Source organism: Hungatella sp. SB206 (assembly GCF_051132295.1).
Taxonomy (GTDB): Bacteria; Bacillota; Clostridia; order Lachnospirales; family Lachnospiraceae; genus Hungatella; species Hungatella effluvii.
Window position 1 is genome coordinate 3,872,276 of record NZ_CP096603.1, and the last position, 22,360, is coordinate 3,894,635.

Annotated in this window: 22 protein-coding genes; 1 reads left to right on the plus strand and 21 read right to left on the minus strand. The window is 49.7% G+C overall.

Features of this window, described 5'->3' with window-relative positions; all coding sequences use genetic code 11:
* Nucleotides 1-40: 40 nt before the first annotated feature.
* From M1L66_RS16935 to M1L66_RS16955, 5 genes are all read right to left on the minus strand, one after another.
* Nucleotides 41-778 (minus strand): glycerophosphodiester phosphodiesterase, encoded by a 738-nt coding sequence (locus M1L66_RS16935; RefSeq protein WP_187022009.1) that lies wholly within the window; start codon nt 776-778, stop codon nt 41-43.
* Between the two features lie 19 nt (nt 779-797).
* The gene (locus tag M1L66_RS16940) at nt 798-2,192 is read right to left on the minus strand and encodes an ABC transporter substrate-binding protein (RefSeq protein WP_187022008.1); all 1,395 of its coding nucleotides are present in this window, start codon (nt 2,190-2,192) and stop codon (nt 798-800) included.
* Nucleotides 2,193-2,289: 97 nt separating this feature from the next.
* A complete protein-coding gene (locus tag M1L66_RS16945) occupies nt 2,290-3,165 on the minus strand; it encodes a carbohydrate ABC transporter permease (protein ID WP_390472334.1) in 876 nt (291 codons plus the stop codon).
* 32 nt (nt 3,166-3,197) lie between these two features.
* The gene (locus tag M1L66_RS16950) at nt 3,198-4,064 is read right to left on the minus strand and encodes a carbohydrate ABC transporter permease (protein WP_002604030.1); all 867 of its coding nucleotides are present in this window, start codon (nt 4,062-4,064) and stop codon (nt 3,198-3,200) included.
* A gap of 121 nt (nt 4,065-4,185) precedes the next feature.
* On the minus strand, nt 4,186-5,307 hold the full coding sequence (locus M1L66_RS16955; protein ID WP_434687254.1) for an ABC transporter ATP-binding protein: 1,122 nt from the start codon (nt 5,305-5,307) through the stop codon (nt 4,186-4,188).
* A 491-nt stretch (nt 5,308-5,798) separates the two neighbouring features.
* On the opposite strand from M1L66_RS16955, the gene glmS reads away from it, so the two are divergent.
* Nucleotides 5,799-7,616, plus strand: coding sequence for a glutamine--fructose-6-phosphate transaminase (isomerizing) (gene glmS / locus M1L66_RS16960; protein WP_187022005.1), 1,818 nt, complete (start codon nt 5,799-5,801; stop codon nt 7,614-7,616).
* 116 nt (nt 7,617-7,732) lie between these two features.
* Here the strand turns inward: glmS and M1L66_RS16965 are convergent, their stop codons facing one another.
* The 16 genes from M1L66_RS16965 to mreD all read right to left on the minus strand — a co-directional run bounded on the left by M1L66_RS16965 (nt 7,733) and on the right by mreD (nt 22,345).
* Nucleotides 7,733-8,374 (minus strand): AAA family ATPase, encoded by a 642-nt coding sequence (locus M1L66_RS16965; RefSeq protein ID WP_187022004.1) that lies wholly within the window; start codon nt 8,372-8,374, stop codon nt 7,733-7,735.
* 114 nt (nt 8,375-8,488) lie between these two features.
* Entirely contained in the window at nt 8,489-9,403 is a 915-nt protein-coding gene (locus M1L66_RS16970) for an RluA family pseudouridine synthase (RefSeq protein ID WP_187022206.1), read from the minus strand.
* Nucleotides 9,400-9,918 carry a signal peptidase II gene (gene lspA, locus M1L66_RS16975; protein ID WP_187022003.1) on the minus strand — a complete coding sequence of 173 codons (519 nt, stop codon included), beginning with the start codon at nt 9,916-9,918 and terminating at the stop codon, nt 9,400-9,402. Before lspA ends, M1L66_RS16970 begins: the two co-directional genes overlap by 4 nt.
* Before the next feature lie 10 nt (nt 9,919-9,928).
* A complete protein-coding gene (gene aroB / locus M1L66_RS16980) occupies nt 9,929-11,017 on the minus strand; it encodes a 3-dehydroquinate synthase (protein ID WP_434687257.1) in 1,089 nt (362 codons plus the stop codon).
* Nucleotides 11,018-11,168: 151 nt separating this feature from the next.
* On the minus strand, nt 11,169-11,690 hold the full coding sequence (locus M1L66_RS16985) for a cell division protein SepF (RefSeq protein ID WP_434687259.1): 522 nt from the start codon (nt 11,688-11,690) through the stop codon (nt 11,169-11,171).
* The gene (locus tag M1L66_RS16990; protein WP_002604022.1) at nt 11,687-12,391 is read right to left on the minus strand and encodes a YggS family pyridoxal phosphate-dependent enzyme; all 705 of its coding nucleotides are present in this window, start codon (nt 12,389-12,391) and stop codon (nt 11,687-11,689) included. Before M1L66_RS16990 ends, M1L66_RS16985 begins: the two co-directional genes overlap by 4 nt.
* 14 nt (nt 12,392-12,405) lie before the next feature.
* A complete protein-coding gene (locus M1L66_RS16995; RefSeq protein ID WP_187022001.1) occupies nt 12,406-13,845 on the minus strand; it encodes an HlyD family efflux transporter periplasmic adaptor subunit in 1,440 nt (479 codons plus the stop codon).
* Nucleotides 13,846-14,127: 282 nt separating this feature from the next.
* Nucleotides 14,128-14,547, minus strand: coding sequence for a hypothetical protein (locus tag M1L66_RS17000; RefSeq protein WP_055652805.1), 420 nt, complete (start codon nt 14,545-14,547; stop codon nt 14,128-14,130).
* An 89-nt stretch (nt 14,548-14,636) separates the two neighbouring features.
* The gene (locus M1L66_RS17005) at nt 14,637-15,587 is read right to left on the minus strand and encodes a D-alanyl-D-alanine carboxypeptidase family protein (protein ID WP_434694272.1); all 951 of its coding nucleotides are present in this window, start codon (nt 15,585-15,587) and stop codon (nt 14,637-14,639) included.
* A 28-nt stretch (nt 15,588-15,615) separates the two neighbouring features.
* A complete protein-coding gene (mgsA, locus tag M1L66_RS17010) occupies nt 15,616-16,011 on the minus strand; it encodes a methylglyoxal synthase (RefSeq protein WP_002604018.1) in 396 nt (131 codons plus the stop codon).
* 14 nt (nt 16,012-16,025) lie between these two features.
* Entirely contained in the window at nt 16,026-17,156 is a 1,131-nt protein-coding gene (locus tag M1L66_RS17015; RefSeq protein ID WP_002604017.1) for an FtsW/RodA/SpoVE family cell cycle protein, read from the minus strand.
* A gap of 2 nt (nt 17,157-17,158) precedes the next feature.
* A complete protein-coding gene (minE, locus tag M1L66_RS17020) occupies nt 17,159-17,437 on the minus strand; it encodes a cell division topological specificity factor MinE (RefSeq protein WP_002604016.1) in 279 nt (92 codons plus the stop codon).
* A gap of 10 nt (nt 17,438-17,447) precedes the next feature.
* A complete protein-coding gene (gene minD, locus M1L66_RS17025; RefSeq protein WP_187022000.1) occupies nt 17,448-18,239 on the minus strand; it encodes a septum site-determining protein MinD in 792 nt (263 codons plus the stop codon).
* Nucleotides 18,240-18,272: 33 nt separating this feature from the next.
* Nucleotides 18,273-18,938 carry a septum site-determining protein MinC gene (locus M1L66_RS17030; protein ID WP_002604014.1) on the minus strand — a complete coding sequence of 222 codons (666 nt, stop codon included), beginning with the start codon at nt 18,936-18,938 and terminating at the stop codon, nt 18,273-18,275.
* A gap of 31 nt (nt 18,939-18,969) precedes the next feature.
* Nucleotides 18,970-21,834 carry a penicillin-binding transpeptidase domain-containing protein gene (locus tag M1L66_RS17035; RefSeq protein ID WP_187021999.1) on the minus strand — a complete coding sequence of 955 codons (2,865 nt, stop codon included), beginning with the start codon at nt 21,832-21,834 and terminating at the stop codon, nt 18,970-18,972.
* Nucleotides 21,827-22,345 (minus strand): rod shape-determining protein MreD, encoded by a 519-nt coding sequence (gene mreD, locus M1L66_RS17040; RefSeq protein WP_002604012.1) that lies wholly within the window; start codon nt 22,343-22,345, stop codon nt 21,827-21,829. The genes M1L66_RS17035 and mreD overlap by 8 nt, the downstream gene beginning before the upstream one ends.
* Nucleotides 22,346-22,360: the final 15 nt, after the last annotated feature.

The following is a 22,360-nucleotide window of genomic DNA, read 5'->3' on the forward strand; positions in this document are numbered from 1 at the left end:
GTCAAAAAACAGAGAAAAAGAATTAATTGTTTATTAAGATTCAGTGTCGGCTCATCTCGCGCACCACGCGCAGCGCCACATCCGGGTAGTTGGTGATCATGGCGGCGATCTTCTGCTCCGCAAGGACCCTCATGGCCCCTTCCTCGTTAACAGTCCACACGTGGAGCGGCAGTTTCTTCTCCTTTGCCTCCTTGAGAAGCTTCCCGGAACGCAGGTGGTAGAGTGCCGGATGGAGCGCATCCACTCCCAGCTTCTTCCCGTAGGAAGCCACATGGATCCAGCCATCCGAATACAGAAGTCCTGTTTTGGCAGCCGGGTCCAGCCGTTTCACCTTTAAAAGGCTGGGATGGTGGAAGGACGAATAGATCACCCGGTCCTCCATTCCCATCTCCTTTACCAGCTTGACGGCAGCCTCTTCGATCCCCTTATAACGGACGATTCCCGTCTTCAGTTCGATATTTACGGTCAGCTTCGAAGGTTTGATAAGGGAAAGCACCTCTCCCAGCTCCGGAATCCTCGCATCCGCAAACTCCGGGTGCAGCCTGCTGCATCGGAACTTCTTTAACTCCTTCATCGTAAAATCTGCCACACAGCCGCTGCCGTCGCAGACCCGGTCGATGGTCTCGTCATGTATTACGGCCAGAGAGCCGTCCTTCGTCATCTGGATATCCAGCTCCACTCCATCCGCGCCCTGGCTGACCGCCAGTTCAAATGCCTCCAGCGTATTTTCCGGCGCATAGGCCGACGCCCCTCTGTGTGCCCAAACCTTCGTTTTCATCGTCCCGTACTCCTTTTCCTTACTCGTTCAAGAGATTGTAATCCTCAATGGATTTATTGATGTTTTCAGCCATCTTCGCCACCGTATCTTCCGGAGAAGTGCCGTTGTTTAACATATTTTCGATTTCTGTCTCCACGATCTGTCTCGCCTCTGGGAAAATGCTTAAGAGCGCCCCTGCTGACTGCGGTGTGGAATCATGGAGCTGGTCGATCGCCGTCTCAAACTGGGGATACTTCGCAATATTCTCCTGGAATACCGTCTCCTCATGTGCGGCCACGGTTACCGGGAAGTAACCGGTCTGGGAATTCCAGTAAGCCTGGCTGGCCGGAGAAACAAGGAATTTCACAAACTGCCAGACCGCGTTCTGTCTCGCCGGATCTTCGTTGTTCAGCGCCCAAAGGGAACCGCCGCCGATTGACACGCCGCCCTGGTCCTCGTCGCTCACCTTCGGGAAATAAGCGGTGCCCACTTCAAATTTGCCGTTTACGTCATTTAAGATCTGTTTTAACGAAGCGGTAGATCCAAGCGTCATAGCCGACTTTCCTGCGCTGAAATCAGCCAGTCCGGCATCTCCGCCGCGTCCCACATTAGGCGCATACCCCTGGTCTGCCAGAGCCTTCCATGCGGTAAGCGTCTTAACGCCCGCGCCGTTTTTGTCAAAATCGACTGCCGTTGCCGCCGCGGTTCTTCCGTTGCCGTTGTCCGCATAGTCCGCGCCCTGTTTGGAAGTAAACTGTTCAAAGAACCAGCCGTAAATTCCCAGGGAAATCACCTCTCCGGCACCTCCCTTTTCGAGAAGCCCGTCTCCCACAGCCGCAATCTTCGGCAGGCTGTCCGGAATCTCCGTGATTCCCGCCTTCTCAAACATGTCCTTGTTATAATAGAGAATCGGAGTAGAGGAATTAAACGGCATGGAGTAAAGGACGTCATCCACCGTATAGTAGGCCGCGATATTCGGTTCTACCTGGCTTAAGTCCCATCCTTCCCCGTCGATCAAATCCTGCATGGGGACCACCCAGCCGGAATCGATCATGAACCGGGTGCCAATGTCATAGATCTGAACGAGGTCGGCCCCCATACTGCCGATCTGGGCGCTCTTAAGCTTGTTGATCGCATCGTCATAGCTGCCCTGGTACTGGGCTTCCACGGTAATTTTGTCTGTGTTCTCCTTATTAAACTGCTCCACCAGAGTATTGATCGCCTCACCGTTCACGCCGCCCATGGAATGCCAGAAGGTGATGGTCACACCACCCGCCTTATTTTCTGCCGCGCTGCCCTTCACCGCCTCTGTTCCCGCAGCCGTATCCTGTGCCGTCGTATCACTTTCTTTCGTTCCTGTCTGGCTGCTGCAGCCTGTCACGCTTCCTGCGGCCACCATAAGGGCCATGCAGGCAGCAATTGCATTTTTCTTCATTCTTATTCCTCCAGAATTTTCTTTCTTATTTTATCTGCATCGGGATTGCCGTGCGCCTCACTTGGCGCCGGTCTGTCAGTACCGAAGTCCGGCGGCACTAGCCTTTGACGGCACCCGAAAACATTCCATGGATCAATTGTTTCTGTCCGATCAAAAATACCGAAATGGACGGTATAATGATCATCACCACGCCGGCAATCATCATGGATATGGACTGGGAATCCACACTGTCCAGCATTCCGATTCCGATCTGCACGGTCCGCATGGAATCAGAGCCGGTAACCAGCAGCGGCCACATATACATGTTCCAGGCGTTGATAAAGGTATAGACCGCCATAGCTCCGATCGCCGCTTTCGTAAGCGGAATCAGAATCCGGAAAATGAATTTTATATTCGAGCATCCGTCGATCTTCGCCGATTCATACAGTGAAATGGGAAACGTCATATAAAACTGACGAAACAGGAAGATCCCCATGGCCGATGTCAGGTACGGGATAATCAGCACCTGATAGCTGTCCAGCCATTTGAGACGGCTGACGGTTAAGTAATTGGATATGATGGTGGCCTCGCCCGGTATCATCATCGTCGCCATGACGATCATGAACAGGACATTTTTGCCTTTAAAGTCTAAAAAAGAGAAGGAAAATGCCGCCAGAGAGCAGGATATGATCTGCCCGAAGGTGATTGCGCCAGCCACGATAAACGAGTTGAGAATAAACCGTCCCAGCGGAATTTTTCTCATGGCCTCCTTAAAATTATCCATGGTGGGACTCGACGGAAACAGATTGAGTTCCGTGGTGAAAAGCTCACTGGAGGGCATAAAAGCGATGCTCACTGCGTAGAAAAGCGGCAGCAGGATCACAAAAGCCGCCACGATGTTGACAGCTACCAGCGCGGTCCGTTCCACTCTTCTTTTGATCAGAGCCTTCTGATTGGCCTCCTGGTAGAGTCTGGCGATCTCCGCCTCGCTCATTTTGTTTCTCTCTGCAGTTATGGTAGAATCCATCAGTAGTTTACCCCCTTCTTCTCCAGCCGGAACATGCACAGCGTGAGAATCATAATGATGCCGAACAACAGAACCGACTGCGCCGCCGCACCGCCGAACCGGTAGTTAAAGAACGCATCCCGGTAGATCGAATATACGATTAAGTTGGTGGATTCTCCCGGGCCGCCCTGTGTCAGGACCTTGACCTGGCCAAAGGACTGAAAGGCCTGTATGATATTGACCACCAGCGTATAAAACAGAATGGGGCTGAGTCCCGGCAGTGTCAGATGAAAGAATTTGGCCCACGCACCGGCGCCATCCACGGACGCCCTTTCGTAGATCGATTCATCGATATTGCTGAGTCCCGCACTAAAATACAGGAAATTGATCCCGCTGTTCAGCCATGCGGTCACAAGAGCCACACAGAGAAGCGCATATTTCGGATCACTGATCCAGTTGATATTAAGTCCCGTCAGCTTGTTTACAATGCCGATGGACGGGTGAAGCATAATTTTGAAGATCATGGCTGCCGAACTGGAGGCGATCGCCATAGGAAGCGCATAGGCTGTGCTGAAGACCCGGATTCCCGGAAATGTCTTATTGCACAGCAGGGCCGTAAAGAGTCCCAGCAGCATGCTTACAGAGACCACAATCGCCACGAACACACCCGTTACCACGAGGCTGTTTAAAAATGAGGAGGACGTTAATAAGTCCTTATAGTTTCCGGCTCCCACAAAGAGCCTGGCCTGCCCCATTTTGTTCGTTTTATAGAGGCTTAAATAGATGGTCTTGAAAAAGGGATAGAACAGGAAAACCGCGAAAACCGCCAGAGCCGGGACGAGATAGGCGTATGGGCCGGCCTTTTTTACCATTGCTTTCACTTTCATTGGAATACTCACTCCTTACAGATAGAATAAAGAGTCCGTTTTGCCGGACTCGCGCGCCGGAGCGCGGTCGCTTTAGCGGCCATATTTCCTCAGCGCGTAGTGCGCATACCCCGGAGGGCTTTCATTTCATAGGAGAAACTCCCCTATGAAATGAAATATTTTCTTCTGTCTCCATGTCAAACAGCTTGATGCGGTCCATGTCGACAAAGACCGTCACCGTGCTTCCCGGTTCCGCTTTGAAATCCGGTTTTGTACGGACGCAGAGCTCATTTCGTCCGCAGTTTCCATAGAGAAGCTGTTCGGCACCCAGCATTTCCTTGATTTCTACTTCCAGCGGAAGCGCATTTTCCCCGGGTCCCGTCTCATGAAAGTCTTCCGGCCTGATTCCCAGATACACCCGTCTTCCCAGGTATCCGCCTTCGATCAGCCGGGAGGCGCACATACGGTTTACATACAGTCTGCTGCTGCCAAATTCCAGGCAGACTCTCTCATCGCACCGTTCCACCCACGCCGGCAGAAAATTCATCGCCGGAGAACCGATAAAACCAGCCACAAATTTATTCACAGGATTTAAATATAGATCCCCGGGGGCGGCAGCCTGCTGAATCTTGCCACTCCTCATAACGACAATCCTCGTCCCCAGCGTCATGGCCTCCACCTGATCGTGAGTCACATAGATCACGGTAGCGCCCAGTTCCCGGTGCAGCTTCGAGAGTTCCACCCTCATCTGCGACCGCAGCTTTGCGTCTAAGTTGGAGAGAGGTTCATCCATGAGGTACGCCTTCGGCTCCCTTACAATCACGCTGCCGATCGCCACTCTCTGCTTCTGGCCTCCTGACAGCGCGTGTGGTTTTCTGTCCAGCAGATGGGCGATATCCAGGATTTTTGCGGCCTGCCTCACCCGTCTGTCGATCTCCTCCTTCGGTGTCTTCCGCACCTTCAGCCCAAAGGCCATGTTCTGATACACCGTCATATGAGGGTACAGCGCGTAGTTCTGAAACACCATGGATAAATCTCTGTTTTTTGGTTCCAGCATGTTGACCAGCTGACCGTCAATCCAGAGCTGACCGGAGGAAATGTCCTCCAGCCCGGCGATCATGCGGAGCGTCGTCGACTTCCCGCACCCCGACGGTCCCACCAGAATCAGGAACTCTTTATCCCTGATATCGAGGTTCACATCCTTCACCGCCTCAAAACCGTTCTTATAGGTTTTGCACACATTTACTAACGATAAACTCGCCATAATATTTCCTTCCTTTTCTTTCCGGTATGCTCTAATTTTATAAGGGCAATGTAAAATGAAAAAGAAAGTTTTGGTAAAATGGTTGTAAACCTTCTATTGACGCACAAAGTTGTTCGGGATATAATAGACTAAATTTATGAGGAGGCATAAATTCCAATAGCAAAGCTAAGCGCCATGCACCTGTAAGTACGAGCGTGAACGGTGAAGACCGGTACTGAAGGTTAACGAGGAGAAGAGTTTATCGAAGAATTCGGCGGATGCTCTTCCATGCCATCCGGGCGTGTATCCTGAACGAAATATGCGGGTAACCGCAAAACAAACGCGCAGGAACCGGACTGATACGACAGAACAGCATAACAGACTAAAATGACAGACTGACAAACTAAATTAAAACCGAAGCTGAAAAAGCTGCCGTTCTCAAAGACGAGAAACAGACAGTCTCTTTTTTGTGCGGCCTTTTTTTCAGAAAAACTGAGAGGAGATCAACAACTATGTGTGGAATTATTGGTTATACAGGACCCCTGGACTCTAAAAAGATACTTTTAAACGGACTTACCCAGCTGGAATACCGCGGGTATGACAGCGCCGGAGCCGCGCTTTGCATGGAGAACTCCCACATCTGCCTGGTTCGCCGGACCGGCAAGGTGGCAAACTTAAAGGAGACGATGGAACGGATCACAGATGTCTCCCACTGCGGCTTAGGCCATACGAGATGGGCGACCCACGGCGGTGTGACAACACAGAACACCCATCCCCATCAGGCCGGAAAAGTCACTCTGGTCCACAACGGGATCATCGAGAATTACCATCAGCTGACCGAACAGTTTCACCTGGAAGCTAAGCTTCATTCTGAGACGGACAGCGAGGTGGCCGCCTGGGTGCTCGACAGCCTCTACCAGGGAGACCCGCTGGAGGCCATCACCAGGCTTGTGGCCCTGATTAAGGGCTCTTACAGCTTCTGTATCATGTTCGAAGACTACCCGGGAGAGATTTATGCCATCCGGAACGTAAGCCCTCTCGTAGCGGCTTACACGCGTTCAGGCTCCTTCGTGGCCTCGGACTTAACGGCGCTCATCCCTTATACGAGACAGTATTTTGTCGTCCCTGAAGACCATATCGTGCGTCTTACCTCCTATAAGGTCCACCTTTACAACCTGCAGCGCCATGAAGAGATGCCGGAACTGATGGAAGTGAACTGGAACATGGATGCCGCCATGAAAAACGGCTTCCCCCATTTCATGCTGAAAGAAATCCACGAACAGCCGGAGGCGCTGCGAAACACCATACTCCCCCGTCTGAGCAAGGGGCTGCCCGATTTTACCGACGATCAGATCCCGGATGACATATTCACTTCCTGCTCCCAGATTCACATCGTGGCCTGCGGCACCGCCATGCACGCCGGGATGGCAGCCAGGAGCATGATGGAGCCCCTTCTTCGAATCCCGGTCACGGTGTCGGTAGCGTCGGAATTCCGTTACGAGGAGCCGCTGATCGGCGAAGACACCCTCGTCATCATCATCTCTCAGTCCGGAGAGACCATCGATACGCTGGCCGCCATGCGTCTGGCGAAGAATTACGGCGCGGCCGCCTTATCCGTCGTCAATGTAAAGGGATCCACCATCGCCAGGGAGAGTGATTACACGCTCTATACCCATGCAGGCCCTGAAATCGCCGTAGCCAGCACGAAAGCCTATTCCGTTCAGTTGGCCGCCCTCTATATGATTGGCTGCCGTATGGCCCTCGTACGGGGCAAATACAGTGTCCCCCAGGCCACCGAGTTCATGAAGAAGCTGCTTAATGCCATTCCCGCCATGGAGTCCATGATCGCTCAGAAAGACTCCATCAAGGCTCTGGTCACACATTTAATCAACAAATCCGATGCATTTTTCATCGGCCGGGGACTGGATTACGCCTTTTCCCTGGAAGGCGCGCTGAAGCTGAAGGAAATCTCCTATATTCACGCGGAAGCCTATGCGGCCGGCGAGCTGAAACACGGCACCATCGCCCTGATCACAGAGGAAGTCCCTGTCATCGCCATCGCCACACAGGAAAAAGTATTTGCCAAAACCATCTCCAACATCCGCGAGGTCAAGGCCCGCGGCGCCTTCGTGATTCTCATCACCAGGGAGGACGCCGTCTTAGATGGAGGAGTCGCCGATATTCATATCCGCATTCCGAAGATTGGGGACCGTTTTACCGTCTTCCCTATCGCAGTCGTGCTCCAGCTGATCGCCTACTACGCCTCCACCGGCAAGGATCTCGATGTGGACCAGCCGAGAAATCTGGCAAAATCCGTTACCGTAGAATAAGAGCGAAGAACGGCCGCAGGATCACTTATTGATCCTGCGGCCGTTCTCCGTTCTTCCCGCGAGCTGCGGGTTTTTATTCCCTGATGCCCTCGTTTCCGGGACCCACATCGGTTGGTTTAAGTATTCTTATTCAGCCACTCCTGCTTGGTTTCCGCGAATGCACGAATCATCTTCACTACACCGTCAACGCCTACCGCGCTGCGGTTGATGCAGAGATCGTAGCTTCTCGTATCGCCCCACTTCTTGCTGGAGTAGTAATTATAGTAGCTTGCACGCTTTTTATCGGTCTTCACCATGATATCTTTTGCCTTTGCATCATCCACATTATAAAGCTTCTTCAGGGAAGCGATGCGGTCCTCGTCGCTGGCCGTGATAAATACGGACACTACCTTCGGATAATCGGACAGCGCATAATCGGCGCATCTTCCGACGATCACACAGGACTCCTGATCTGCCAGCTGTTTGATGGTATCAAACTGTGCAAGAAATATCTTATGATTAATCGGCATATCCATATAGCCGGACGTCGTATATCCCATGGAATAGGTATCCATTACCAGGGAATACAGAAAGCTGTTGGTCGGCTTTTCGTCATGAGTTTCAAATAATTCCTCGCATAAACCGCTGTTCTTGGCTGCCAGTGCCAGCAATTCCTTATCATAGCACTTTACGCCCATCTCCTCGGCTAACTTCTGTCCGATGATCTTACCGGAACTACCGCATTGTCTTCCTATTGTAATTACTAAATTTCCGCTCATATAGACCGCTCCTTCCAGTTATCTTATACGCCTATTATACATCAAAATTTCAGAAAAATCTATATATTTATTGATTCTTAACAGTTTCTTTAAAAATACCACCCAGAAAGAGTTCTAGGTGGTACGTAATTTTCTTAATAATTCTTCAAAATACTCCGGCAGCGGGGCCATAAATTCCATATATTCCCCGGTTCTCGGATGCACGATTCCCAGCACGCCTGCGTGCAGTGTCTGTCCCGTAAGCTTATAGGGACACTTGGACGGACCGTATACCGCGTCACCCAGAAGCGGGTGGCCGATACTCGCCATGTGAACGCGAATCTGATGGGTACGTCCCGTCTCCAGCCGGCACTCCACATACGTAAACTGGCGGAAACGTTCCAATACCCGGTAATGGGTCACGGCTTCGCGGCCATTCTTCTCATTGATGCACATCTTTTTTCGGTCCACCGGATGGCGGCCGATGGGCCCGCTTATGGTCCCCTCGTCGTCCCTCATCACGCCATGGGCAATGGCGTAGTATTTCCTCGTAATGGAGTGCACCTTCAGCTGCTCCGCAATGGAGTTGTGCGCCATATCGTTCTTGCAGACGATGAGAACACCGGTCGTGTCCATGTCGATGCGGTGAACGATTCCCGGTCTCATCACGCCGTTGATACCGGATAAATCCGCCCGGCAGTGGGCCATCAGCCCGTTTACCAGCGTACCGCTGTAATGCCCTGCGGCGGGATGCACCACCATCCCCTTCGGTTTATTAATTAAAATAATATCGGAGTCCTCATACAGGATATCCAGTTCCATCTCCTCCGGAACGATTTCGGGCTCTACCGCCTCGGGAATCTCCAGCTCGATCAAGTCTCCGGCCGCCGTCTTGTAGCTGCTCTTAACCGGCTTTCCGCCCACAAAAACTGCCTCTGTCTTCAGCAGCTTCTGAAGATAGGACCTGGAGATATCGGGGCATTGCTCCGATAAGTATTTATCAATCCGTATGGCTTTCTCGTCCTCTCCTACCGTAAACTGCTGTTTCAATCCGCTTCCCTTTCCTTCCGGCCTGACAGGCAATTCAAATCCTCTTCTTTATACAGAAACAGGAACAGCAGGATAAAGATAAACATGGACACCGTCACATAGCAGTCCGCCACGTTGAAGATGGGGAAATCAATCAGCTTGAAATACAAAAAGTCCACCACATAGCCCCTCGTTAACCGGTCGATCATATTGCCAACTGCGCCGGCAGAGAGAAACATGGCGATCAAATGCAGCGGCAGATACTTCTTCGTAGCCGGCATACGGCTTATGGAGTACACAGCCGCGGCCACCACAATCACAGCGATAATCAGGAAAAACCACTGTTTTCCCTGGAGCATCCCGAAGGCCGCGCCGCGGTTTTCCGAATACAGGAATTCGAATACCCCATCCCATATGACGTAGGCCGGCCGGTCCATCAGATGACCCGCCGCCAGCAGCTTCGTCCACTGGTCCAGACCGATTGCCGCCAGAAATCCTATGATAAGTCCTGTAACAAGTTTTGCTTTCTGTTTCATGTATGTCTCCTTATGCCAAAATGCGTGAAAGTCCCGCATTCATTTCATCATCCGTTACGGTCTTGTCAATATAAGCTTTTCCTACCTCTTCCAGCAGAATAAAGCGGATCGTCCCGGAATCCATCTTTTTATCACTCTTCGTCGTTTCAATGATCTCATCTGCAGAAAGTCCGCTGACCGTGAGGGGCATGCCGAAACGCGCCATCATCTCTTTTAACCGCAGCAGTTTCTCCTCCGCCATCGTACCTCTGACAGCAGAGATTCCCATGGCCGCGATACAGCCCAGTCCCACACAGTGGCCGTGCATCAGCTTAAAATCAGCCAGCTTCTCGATTGCATGGCCCAGCGTATGGCCGTAATTAAGCAGCGCCCGTTCTCCCTGCTCCGTCGGATCCATTTCCACGACATCGCGTTTAATCCGGTTGCTGACCAGGACCATCTCCTCACAGACGGACAGATCCCTCCGGCCGATCTCCGCCCCATGCTCTCCCAGCCACTCATAGTATGCCGCATCCTTAATCAGGCCATGCTTGATGATCTCTCCCATACCGGAAGAAAACTGCTCATCCGTAAGGGTCTTCAGCGTGGAAATATTCGTATAGACCAGCTTCGGCATATGAAAAGCGCCGACCATGTTCTTGTAGGCGTCAAAATCAACCCCGGTCTTCCCTCCGATGCTGGAATCCACCTGCGAAAGAAGGGTGGTGGGAACCTGAATAAAGGAGATTCCCCTCAAATACGTCGCGGCCGCAAAGCCGCATAAATCTCCTACCACGCCGCCGCCCAGGGCCAGCAGATAATCGTGGCGGTCAAACTTTTTTAGGATCAGGGTCTCATAGAGATCCTTTACTGTATTTAAGTTCTTATTCTCCTCCCCTGCCGGGAATATAAAATGCTCTGTCTTCCGGCAGCAGGCCGAGGCAATCCGTTCCACCTCCTCAAGGTAGAGCGGGGCCACGTTGGAATCCGTGACGACGCAGATCTTCCGGTCCTCCAGATTCATCCTGCGCAGCTCTTCCTCCAGCTGACCAAAGGATTGTTCCATTACAATATCGTATACTTTTCTTCCATCCATATGTACCGGAATTCTTTTCTCCATATTACGGTTCCTCCAAAGTAAAATAGAAAGCAAACAATCTTCCTTCCTGACGGTCCCCGTCACGAAAAATCCCGCGGCGCCGGCAGGCCGGTGGTTGGAAGATTGTCTGCTTGTACTATACCTAAAATCTGATTGTCTTTTATCGTCATGGCTACAGACGAAGATTCATTCCGCCCATATCCAGCGTACCATTATTCAGCAAGTCTTGAAAATCACCGGAAAGCTCTACGGATTCCGGAGTTGCTATAAATATGTAATTCGAGATCTTCTGCAGATTGCCGTTCATAGAGTATGTCGCACCCGATGTAAAATCGATAATTCGCTGTGCCACTTCCGTATGGATTCCTTCCATATTCAGCACAACTGCTTTTCCAGCCAGCATATAATCACAAATCTCTTTGGCATCCTCGATGGACGTCGGCTTCACCATGGAAACTTCCATCATGGAGCGCTGTTTCATCGGTACTACCTTTGGAGAACGTGATAGAAAGCGCGGCTTCTGATCGTACTCTTCATCGTCATCGTAATAATCATCTTCATCTTTTTTGGCAAAGAGTCCTTTTCTGGCAGGTCTGTCATCTTCATCTTCGTAATCGCCATCTAAGTAGTAGTCATCCTCTTCATCGTCACCGTTTAAATGCACACTCTCCAGCAATTTGCTAATTATGCTCATCCTTCATTCTCTCCAATCTTATATCTTGTACCAAAAATGCCGGTACCGACTCTTACCAGAGTTGCTCCTTCCTCTATCGCTACTTCATAGTCTCCGGTCATACCCATTGAGAGCATACTCATAGTAACATTATCAATGTTTTTCCCGCGCATGTCAACATAAAATTGATATAATTTTTTAAAAATTGGCCGATTTTCTTCGGAATTATCTACAAAAGGCGCAATTGTCATCAATCCCTGAATATGCACATGGGAAAATGCCGCAATTTCTCTCAGCGCCTGCTCCGTTTCCTCCAGGCGGAAGCCGTATTTGCTCTCCTCCGCCGCCACATTCACCTCCAGCAGAATGTCTGCGGTAATGCCCTTTTTTGCTGCTTCCTCGTCGATCTGGGCCGCCAGCCTGACCGAATCCACACTGTGAATCAGGACGGTCTTGTCCACCACCTGGCGTACCTTGTTTCTCTGTAAATGGCCAATCATATGCCAGCGGATATCTGATTCCAGCACCTCGTGCTTTTCACACAGCTCCTGAACCTTGTTTTCTCCAAAATCGCGGATTCCGGTCCCGTACGCTTCTTCAATCATGGAAACCGGCTTCGTCTTGCTGACCGCTACCAGCGTCACTTCCTCACGGCTTCTTCCCGCCCGTCTGCAGGCCTCTGAAATACGTCTTTCTACCTCTTCCAGATTTTCTTTTACCATATTGTAACACCTCTTTACTGATAGATTAATTCACCTTCACTGACTGTCGACGCATCCAGCACGATGTGGTCGTATACAGCCAGACCATAAGTCATATTCTTCTTAATTGTATAGTATTCGTCGTTGGACGCCAGCACATCGATCTGCTTAAACACGGCATAGCCCTTATTGATGTTGTACACACCTTTCAAGGACGCGCTCGCCCCGATCTGGTAGCGGTCTGTGGAATCCGGCTTCACGATGTAATCGCCTGCGTTAAAGCCGTTCTCTCCGCCCATCTCGATATAGTAGTTGTCCTCCTCGGAATAATAGATCGTCGTCGGAACAAATACCACAGAACTTCCCGATTCCGAATAGACTTCTTTATTAAATCCGCTTTCGGAGCTGTCGCCCCCCTGGGTTAAGTACTCCATGGGAACGAGATAGAAATCCTTCGTCGTCACGGCGCTGGCGGGAATCTTAAGCCCGTCCACCTTATCGGAAATAATCTCAAAGTCCACGTAACGGTCTGAAGCGAACTGGACCATATATTTATCAAAATCCAGTTTGCCGTATGGCTTTCCGTCCGTTCCGGTAAGCATGGAAAAGCTGCCTGTGGCTTTTAAATCATGACCGGAAAATGTGACCGTCAGGCTTGTCTTATCCCCATAAGTCTTCACATCATCGTCACTCAGCGGAAATACCACGGACCACTGATCCGACGTGATCATCTTATAGACAGGAATCCCCTTTTCAATCAGATTTCCTGCTTTTGTAATCGTCTTCGTATACTTGCTGCGGTCGAATACTGCCTCCGAAATTCCTGAGGCATTCAGGTTCTCATAAGAGTCCACTCCGTAGGACACGACACCGGCCTCATCGGCCCGCACCTGCTGAAAATTAAATCCCGCCTCATCAAGGAGGCTTCCAGCGTTATCGAGCGCATTAAAATTCATGTATTCCATCACGTCCGCTTCCAGCGTATACTTCGTATCGTAAACCGAGTTAAAACGGTTGTCGTCGTACGTAAGGCTGAATACAGTCAGCTGTTTCTTTAAATCAGCCAGATTCTCCGCTGTCAGTGTGACATTTTCTTCTGTATTTTCTTCCAGGAATGATGCGATATTTCCTGTTTCATCAATGGAATAGATCCGCGTTCCCACCGACGCCCTTTTTCCCTCCCGGATATAATAATTGATGTATCCGGAGCGGTCGGCGGTCTTCACCTCTTCCTCTCTCAAAATAATACCGGTATAATCGGTATTATTCACGATGCTTCCTTCCTGTACTTCATAGAACTGGATCTTGTCCCTCCGTATGTAGGTATAGACGCTGAACACCATATAAACAAAAATCAATGCGAAGATGATCATTCCGACATTAATATGAAGCGGCTTCCGGTATTTAATGATCTTCTTATTCTTTTTTTTCGGGGCCGCCTCCTTCTTTCGGGGCCTTACCTTCTGTTGTGCCAAGAGAGCGCCTCCTTTCCCTTCTAGTTATTATAAGAGTAAAATGCAAAAAGTTCAAGTGAAAGATACGCGGACGTAGCTTAGGTTGTGAGGAAAGGAGCCATGGAGCGGGCCTGTAGTCTGCCCCCGAGGGAACATGAGCCAGGACTCCGCCCGTCCCCCGCCGCTTTTCCGGCAGGCCTCCGACACGTCCGCGTCCTTCCGCCAAAAAAACAAAAAACGCACCTGACTCCCGCCAATACTTTCAGCGTTAGTCAGATACGTCCCTCTTTTGTTTATGTATGATTATAATGAAACAATCACATCGGCCTGCGCGTTCTCAGGCAGATTCTCCGCGTCCATGGATACGCTGAGAACGAAGGTCACGTGATACTTTTCACCGATTCTTTCCAAAGTCGTGATGGTGTCTGTAATATCTTCACCTTCTAAACAGGACAGTTTTAAAAAGCTGTCTAAAAACATCATTTCCAAATCGTGATCCTGTGAAATGATTCCACAGATAAAACCAATAAATCCTTCACTCGATTTAATCGGGTACTCATTGACATTAATGAGACGAATCTTGTTGCTTAACTCATACATGTGCTTGGAACTCTTGTCTAAATAGACGATGGATCCCTTGGAATCCCTGATGGCGGAATTGGCCCTATCCAACAGATGTTTTGTCTTCCCCTTACCCTTTTTTCCTGCTATTATCTGCACCATAGCGATCTCCTCCTTGAGTTATATGATTTGTATAAAAAGTCTATTAATATTAAAGTAATTATAGTACAAATCCCCATAAAACGCAACGACTAATCTACAATTTTATTCAATATATTTGACATATTATCGTAAAGGCCCGTTCTATCAGGGGCTTTTAAGACAACGGAAATATATTCCATCCCTGAAGAGCCGCTGCTGCCCATGATCAGACAGCTTCCCGCAGCCTTTGTCGTGCCTGTTTTGCCGCCCAGCGCAGTCAGTCCTTCCGGCATATCCCGCTCACCAGTCATATACCAGTTGCTCTGCTTCCAGGTCTTTGTCAGCGTATCTCCCGAGGCCGTCGTGTAGACAGCGTCATAGGATGACGTACCGATCACCTTCCTGAAATCAGGATATTTCATGGCTTCATTGAAAATCAGATACAGATCGTATGCGGTCGTATAGTGGTTTTCATCGTTTAAGCCATGGGGATTGACGAAATGAGTCCCTGTCGCTCCCAGCTTTCTTGCCTCTTCATTCATACGGTCGGCAAACTTCTCAATACTGCCATCCATGTGAACTGCAATCGCAGCGCCGGCGTCATTGCCGGAAGGCAGCATAAGACCGTAGAGCAGCTGCTCCATAGTCAGTTTATCGCCCGGTTTGATGCCGCATAAGGTCGCACCGCTCTCCGTAATCACCGCTTCCTCCGGTACCGTTACCTCATCGGACAGATTCCCGTATTTGATCGCCAGCAGAGCCGTCATCGTCTTGGTGATACTGGCCGGATACAGCTTTTCAAAGGGATTCTTTCCGAAAATCACCGTTTTATCCGACAGGTCAAAGACCGCCGCCGCTTCCGCGGTAACCGCCTGATCTGTGGATGGAGTGTCCGCCGTGACGACACAGAGATTATGTGCAAAACTCTCTGCCCTGTCCGATAGCGCAGTTCCTTCATAAAGAGCTGTCCTCTGCGTGAAGTCATAGGGATTATCCAGTTTTTTGAAGCTGGAGCAGCCCGACAGCATGGTCACGCATAAAAACGCGCAGCCGGCTTTCATCGTAATTTTCTTCTTCACTTACAGACTCCTACTTATACATCTCACGCCACTCTAAGTCACCGCGGTCCAGAGACTTGATTAAGAGCTCTGCAGTCGCCAGGTTTGTTGCCAGCGGGATATTGTGCATGTCGCAGGTTTTCATGATATTAACGAGATCCGGCTCATGAGCCTTTGATGAGAGCGGGTCTCTCAAAAAGATCACCAGATCGATCTCGTTGTGCTCGATCTGGGCTCCCAGCTGCTGCTCACCGCCTAAATGACCAGCCAGATACTTATGGATATTTAAATTCGTGACCTCTTCAATCAGACGGCCAGTGGTCCCTGTCGCGTACAGGGTGTGCTTGCTTAAAATCCCCCGGTAGGCGATGCAGAAGTTCTGCATCAGTTTTTTCTTTGAATCATGTGCAACTAATCCTATATTCATAACGATATACCTCCTTAATAATTACCAATTTTGCGTTGCAATCCAACATTCAGAACAAGGCCCATCCCGATAAAGATACTGATCAGGGAACTGACTCCCGAGCTGATAAACGGAAGCGGCAGGCCGGTATTGGGGAAAATCTGTGTCGCTACGGCGATGTTGGCAAATGCCTGAAATCCGATAAGCGCCGCCATGCCGGTGCAGATCAGCCGCCCCGCCATGTCTCTGGATTTGTACGCCAAGCGCAGACATTCAAATACGATGAGACCGAAGAGCACAATGACGGTTACCCCGCCGATAAAGCCCAGCTCCTCTCCGATAATTGCAAAGATGAAATCTGTCTCTCCGGTGGTGCCCAGCCAGTTTCCATCCTTTACGGATGCGATAGTCGTATTAAAAAGTCCCTTCCCCTGAAGCTGTCCGGAACTGATTGCCATGATAGAATTCTTCTGCTGATACATATTCTCCGCGTACTGTTCCGCATGCGGATAGATCCACGCCAGAATACGTCTCGCCTGGTAATCGTGGATAAAGGGGATCAACCCCTGCGTCAGCAGATAGATAAACAATGCGCCTGCAGGTATGGCAACCGCAAGCACGCCGCCAATCCAGCGGTAACTGATGCCGGCTGTATACACCATACAGAGTATGATGACAATGACAACCAGACTGGTGGATAAGTTCGGCTCCGCGAAAATAAGGCCGATGGGTATTACGGCCAATATGGCCGCGATCCCCACCATAACAGGCATATTCATCTTTTCCTGATATTTATTCCAATACCAGGAAAAGAATACAATAAGCCCGATCTTCACGAATTCGGAAGGCTGTATCCGTCCGATACCCGGAACGTCGATCCACCTTGTGGCTCCGCCTGCCGTGTGACCCATCACCAGCACCGCACCTAAAAGAAGGATGCATACTGCGTAATCCAGCGCATATAAATTAATAATTCTATGATAATCGATGATGGAAAGCCCTATGGCCAGGGCAAATCCCACCAGGATACCGATTATCTGTTTTGTAACCGTCGAGGAATCCTGTCCGGATGCGCTTGCAACCACGAGAATCCCAATGACGGATAACGCCACCATGTAAAGAACCAAACGGTAATTATAGTATTTAAAATTGTAGTCAAAAAACATAGTCAGTATATCCCCTTGTCAGGTATATCGCGAATAGGGATGTTCGCATAAAGCACCGGCATATAGCTGTCACAGTCCGGCTGCTTCATCTTCGTCATCTGTATCTCTATTCTGTCGGAATCAACATCCATGTATCTCGATATCACATGGATCATGTCGTCTTTTATCATCTGCATCACTTCAGGAGAACAGTCCGCCTTGTCCGCAACCAGCAAAAGTTTCAGACGATTTCTTGCAATCTCTCCTGAATTCTTCTTACGGAATACAGGAAACAGGCTCATCTCATCCCTCCTACGCTCTCTTCAAGAGGTTGGAAAGCTTAAAGAAAAACCCTCCACGCGCCGCCACATGAAGGAGCGGCACCGTTTCGCCGGTTATACGTTTGCAAATGTCCATATAAGCCTGTCCGGCCGGTGTTCCTATGCCAACCAGAGGCTCTCCCTGATTGGTGGATATGACGATATCCTCGTCATCCGGGACTGCGCCGATGATATCGATGGCCAGAATGTCCATCACGTCATCGAGGGACATCATATCCCCGCGTCTCACCATATCCATACGGATCCGGTTCACCACCAGATCGATGGTTTTCATGCCGGAGGCTTCCAGGAGTCCGATAATGCGGTCCGCATCACGGATCGCCGATACTTCGGGTGTCGTTACCACAAGCGCCCTGTCGGCGCCTGCGATGGCGTTCTGAAAACCCTGTTCAATGCCAGCCGGGCAGTCCAGAAGCACATAGTCGAACTCTTCCCGCAGATCATCAACAAGTTTCACCATCTGGCCCGGATTCACCGAGGTCTTGTCCCTGGTCTGAGCCGATGGAAGCAAAAACAGATTTGGATATCTTTTGTCTTTTATCAGGGCCTGCTTCATACGGCAGTTGCCTTCTACCACATCTACAAGATTGTAGACAATGCGGTTTTCCAGTCCCATGACCACATCTAAGTTCCTGAGTCCTATATCTGTATCGATAAGAACTACCTTTTTCCCCAGAATGGCCAGGCCGGTACCAACATTGGCAGAGGTTGTTGTCTTGCCTACCCCGCCTTTTCCGGAAGTAATGACAATGATTTCACTCATTTCATATCCTCCTGATTCAATCCATATTCTATTCTACATTAATTTTCGGAATATTTCCACACTTTTTTTCATTGGTTTGATAGAGACTTTATTTCCATCCAGTGAAGCGGTCATCGGTCCGCGGCCCAGCTTCTTCCCACGGCCGTCAAGCCGCGAGGTGCAGTCTGCGATGCGAAGCTGCGTCGGCGCCATGGTCAACGCCACAATCACAGCGCCCTCATTGCCCGCAACACCCGCGCATACGGTGCCGTACAGCGCGCCGAGAACGATCACGTTCCCCTTCGCCATAACCTTGGAGCCTCGTTCCACATCTCCGATGATAATGATGCTGGCTTCCGATTCCAGCGTCTCTCCGTCCTGTAAATTTCCTTTAAAGAATTGTCCCGTCTGGCAGGACAGTTCCATCAGTTTCTCATTCAGTGCTTTTTCGCAGCGTTCGATGCGGTTAGCGTCCGTATCAACGAGGCAGACGATCTCTAAATTGGAGTTCTCCATAATCTGGTTTACAACCGCAAATTCCTCTTCCGCCGTCAGTTTTCTTCCCTCCAGCGTCAGCGTCATCTGGGCCGAGCCCCAGAACTTCGTGTTGTCCCCGAACTTCCTGCCGATATCGGCAAGAAGCGTCTGAAACGGGACCTCCGGTTCCAGATAAACGGTCATACCCGCCTTGTTGCTTTTAATCACTACGGTATTATGCATCATATCCACCTGACCTTTTCTCTCACCCTTCTTAATCGCGAATCGTGACATTCGCCGCATCACGCGCACCGGCATTCAGGATCGATTCCAAATCAATCTCTCCATAATAGTACTGATACACGCTCTTTGCTATATTCGCGGCATTGGAAGCCGAATATCCGAACGGAATGTTCACGGTAACACAGATCTCCGGATTGTTATATGGCGCATAGGAAATAAAGAACGCATGGTTCGGCTTGTTTTTTGCCTCCTGGGCCGTACCGGTCTTGCCGGCGATCGGAACCTCCAAATCGGCAAACAGCTTCTTCGCCGTACCACTGGCGATAACTTCCCTCATTCCCTGCTGTACAGTATCCCACGTTGAATCCGCCGCGTCAATATGAGAAGAAATCTCAGGGGTATAATCTTTAATCAGATTACCTTCAGAATCGGTTGTCTTATCCAGTAAGCTGAGTTCGAATACATTACCCCTGCTGGCGATCGCCGCCACATATCTCGATAACTGTACATTGGTATAGGCGTGGTTACCCTGTCCCATGGCGGAACGCTCCGGGTCGATGTCTGAAATTTGAGGCTCCAGCTCGTCGATTTCCACGCCGGATTTATGATCCAGTCCGAACAGGGCTGCGTATTTATGCAGCTTATCCAGTCCGAGAGACGGAACGTAATTGCCGTCGGCATCCATGGACAGCCTGTGTCCAAGGTCCGCAAAGAAGAAGTTGCAGGAATTCTGAAGACCGCCAACCATGTTAAGCGGGCCGTGGCGTCCAGGATATATCCAGCACTTGATCGGCGTGTCGATCTCTTCATATCGTCCGGTACAGTCGATCGTATCCTCGATTCCGATTGCATTTTCCTCCAGTGCAGCAACGGCAGTAAGAGGTTTAAAAGTAGATCCGGGCGCCTTCTTGGCCTGTGTCGCATTGTTATATAACGGCAGTGACAAATCATTCTGAAGCTGGCTGAAATAGGCGCTGTCGCCGATCCGGTTATTATCGTAACCAGGATACGACACGAGGGCCAGAACCTCTCCGGTCTTGATATCCGTTACCACCACACCTGCGTTGCACGGAGCCAGCGCCAGCTGGGCTGGTGTGATCTCAAGAGTTGATATCTTTTTCATCAGAAATGCGTATGCGTCACCAGTCGCCTTAAGCTGGCTAATATCTTCCTCATTGTATTCCAGGATTCCCTGGTCAAACAGAGCCAGACAGAGTTCCTGTCCCGTGATGACATCGTCATTGATCAGATAACGGTAAATTCTCTTTGTAAAGTTCCGGTCTTCCTTCAGTTCAGCCAGCACATAATCCACCAGTGAACGAAATGTATCGTCGGCGTTGGAATATTTGGAATCAGTTTCCAGCTTCGTGGTATCCAGCCAGCCGTTTGCAATTCCATAATACAGGTAATCTCGCAGACTGATCTCGTCTGCTTTCCACGCCAGGTATTCCGTACTCGTCTTATCAATGAAATCTTCTTTTATAATTCCCACAGTCGGGCTCGCCAGATACGTATAAATATAATACATATAGGCCGCCAGGTCCTGATCCAGGTCCTTTAAGGAAGCCGGATGGCTGCTCATCAATTCATTTTGCAGTTCTGTAAAAATCTGATCTCTGGATGATAAGAATTTACTGTTAATATTCTTTTCAACATCAGATGCTTCCTCTGATTCGAAGTGCTTCAGGGACAGAATATTGTTGTTAATCAACTGGAAATATGCATCCTTTACAGGAATTTTCATATTAGATCCGTCTGTGGAACTTGTAATCTCCACATCCCCGTTTACAATGGTCTTTAGCAGAACACCGGCCAAAGACTGTTCAACCAGATGGTAAATACCTGTCTGCAGGCCCGCAATCTGTGTAAGATAGATGTCATTGCCAGCCTTAGATTCCGTTTCATTAAGAGTCTCCCTGACCCGTCCGCGGCTGTCCTTGTAAATTGTCTTACTGCCCTTCGTTCCCTGAAGTTCCTGTTCCATTGTAGCTTCGATCCCCGTCGTTCCCACAATATCATTTACATCATAGTCCGGACGGCTCTTTTTCAGTTCCTCTAGCTGGTCTTCCTGTACCTTGCCGGTATAGCCAATAATAGGGGCAAATGCGATACTGTCATTATAAGCCCGAATGGTAGTTTCCTCCACGTTGACTCCCGCCAGGTCCGCCGTATGCTCCAGAACATCAGCAACGGTTTCGTCCGAAACCTGGGTTGCCACTGTAGTCGCCTCGTATTTACGGAACGACATGAGACGAAGTGCATACTTGATATTGATGATGTCCAGCGCCTCCTGATCTGTCATGGTAACAGGATTTCCGTCGGAATCCTTCATCTCATTTAACTTAGCCGTGACACACGCTTTTTCAAACAGCTCTCTGGCCGAAATCGCGGAAGGATACTTGTTGTCTTCGTCATCTAACTCCTCCACACTCTTTAAGCCGTAATAATCCCGCAGAAAGCGTTTCCTGCCGGCCTCTGAGGAAGAGGTATAGATCATATCCCCATTGCTGTCAATGGCTACCTCAAACTTTCCCTGTACCGTCTCCCCATGCTTCTCCAGGATTCTGACCAGCCTTAGATACATGGCGTTCTGCTCTGCCGTGGTCTTATATTCCCCGGTGTCCTGAACGGTCACGGAATAAGCCAGCTTGTTATAAGCCAGCACCTTGCCGTTCCTGTCATAGATGTTGCCGCGTGTCCCCGCTGTGGTAAGGGTCTGCTCCGTCAGCTGCATATAATCGTTTAACGCCTGTTCTCCGTTTACGATCTGTAAATTAAACAGCTTATGGACGAGTCCTGCATACATGGCTATACAGATGATTCCCAGCACCAGGAGTCTTGACGATGCGATTTTCTTCAAAAAGTCTTTTAAGATGTCTAATAAATCTCTAAACAATCGATGAATCTCCTCTTTTTTCTATCTCTTCCAGATGACGGTTGAACATCAGGAAAATGCGGTAAATAAGCAGTGTTGTCACCACCGTGAAAATGATCTCCGGCAGCATTAAGTTCATGAAGTAGTATCCGATTCCGAGACGTTTCCGGATCAGGAACCGGAACACATAAATATAAAGATTGTACGCCAGATCATTGAGCACGCTTAAAATAAGCGGCAGCGTAATGTAATCCTCATAATAGTATTTGGTACAGATGCCGTTTACATATCCCACGTAGATGAAAATAAGCGTGTAAAAACCGAACGGGCCGCTGTAGAATAAATCCATCAGAAGACCGGAAAGAAGGCCATAGTACATACCGGCCTCCTTTCCGTGGATAAATCCGAAGGAAAAGGTCAGAATCAGAAGCAGATTCGGAGATGCAGAGAGAAACGGGAGCAGCGGGAAGATACAGTTCTGAACCGTAAACGCCAGAATAATCATAAGAATATTAAAGATGATTCGTTTCATCGCCGCTGCTCCTTT